At 66.8% G+C, this 1,516-nt stretch carries 2 protein-coding genes; one reads left to right on the top strand and one right to left on the bottom strand.

What is annotated here, in order from left to right:
- A partial coding sequence (gene cobG, locus WBR57_RS00015) for a precorrin-3B synthase (protein WP_424080969.1) occupies positions 1 to 1,153 on the bottom strand: 1,153 nt, incomplete at its 3' end.
- 38 nt (positions 1,154 to 1,191) lie between these two features.
- Here cobG and WBR57_RS00010 point away from each other — a divergent pair.
- On the top strand, positions 1,192 to 1,516 hold a 325-nt coding region (locus WBR57_RS00010), incomplete at its 3' end, for an SAM-dependent methyltransferase (RefSeq protein WP_424080967.1).

Genomic DNA, 1,516 nt, shown 5'->3' with positions numbered 1-1,516 from the left:
ACAGGTGCACCTCGGCGCCGGGCTGCAGCGCGGCCAGTTGCACGGCATCGGCCTTGGTGTCGGCCAGGCCTTTGCCGCAACCACTGGAACCGGTGCAGGCGATCAAGCGCGCCAGCGGTTGGTCGGCCGAACACAGGAAGCCCAACTGCTGCAGGCGTTCGGTGACCGCCGCAGGGTGTTTGACATTGGGCAGCAGCACGCCCTGCCAGGGCGTGAAGCGCAGCGTGCCGTCACCCTGCTCGCGGGCGAGCTGCGCGACGCCGTTGAGCATCGTCGAATCGAGACGGCCCAAGGGCGCCACGGCGGCGACGTAATATTGGTCTTGCTGGCGCTGTGGATAACTCCCGAGGTGCAGCAACGCGCCGCTGGCCGGGCGTTTGAAGCCGTCCACCGACAGCAGCGGCAGCGTTAGATGCCCCATGAAGTTATCCACAGCCAGATGGCGCATGCGGGTTTGCGTGGGGGTCGCCAGGTCGAGAAACAGCTCCAACACTGCAACGACCAGCGCGTGGCCCTGCTCCAGCGGCACGGCTGCCAGCGGCGCATCCAGCCCCGGGCAACCGGCCAGGCCAAAGGCGAGCAGGGTTTGGCCGTCGCGCTCAAACGCCGACAACCACAGGTCGTGGTGATGTTCGAGCATCGCCAGGGCCTCGCCGCCATCCAGCTGCACGGCGAACTTGGCCGACAGCTGATGAAACCGCGGATGGTTTTGCAGCGTGGCGAGGATCTGCTCGGCCAGCGGGCGCGTATCGAACAGCATCTGCGGGTCGATACCGGCGCTGGGGCTGAGCATCAGGTTGCGCACGTCGTCGCCGGCGGCGTTGTTCGGGCCAAGGCCGGCGGCGAGCAGTGCGGCGATCAGGGCGTCCTGCTCGGCGCCGATCCCACGGATCTGCAGGTTGGCGCGGTTGGTTGCCTCGATCACCCCGCCCGCATAGGCCTGGGCCGCATCAGCCACGGCGTGGGCCTGGACAGCGCTGATCGAACCACCGGCGAGCTTGATCCGGCAAATGCCGCCGTCCAGCGCCTGGACAATACGCAGCAACCCCGGACAAGCCGAGGGGCGCAAGGTATTTAGAGCGGGCGTTGGGTTCACGGGGCTACCGGTTGACGGGTAAAGGCGCGGTATTATGCCTGCTTTGTCCGGCGGCATGAAAAGCCTGCCCGTCGGATGTCGTTCAAGGAATTGATATGTCGCCCTGGCTGACGGTTGTAGGCATCGGTGAAGACGGCTTCAAGGGGCTCGGCAGAAATGCCCGGCATGCCCTGTTGCGCGCCACTCGGATTATAGGCGGCCAGCGCCAGTTGGACTTGTTGCCGGTGTGTATTCGCGGTGAACGCCAGCTGTGGCCGAGCCCGTTTTCCCTGGAGCCGGTGCTGACGCGGCGCGGCGAGCCGGTGTGCGTGCTGGCCAGCGGCGACCCGATGTTCTATGGCGTGGGCGCCAGTTTGGCGCGGCAGGTGGCGGCGGACGAATTGCTGATTTTGCCGGCGCCGTCGTCGGTGTCGCTGGCGG

This window comes from Pseudomonas sp. (genome assembly GCF_049590575.1).
Lineage (GTDB): Bacteria > Pseudomonadota > Gammaproteobacteria > Pseudomonadales > Pseudomonadaceae > Aquipseudomonas.
The sequence above is the reverse complement of the archived record's forward strand: the minus strand, read 5'-3'. Positions and strand labels throughout refer to the sequence as shown.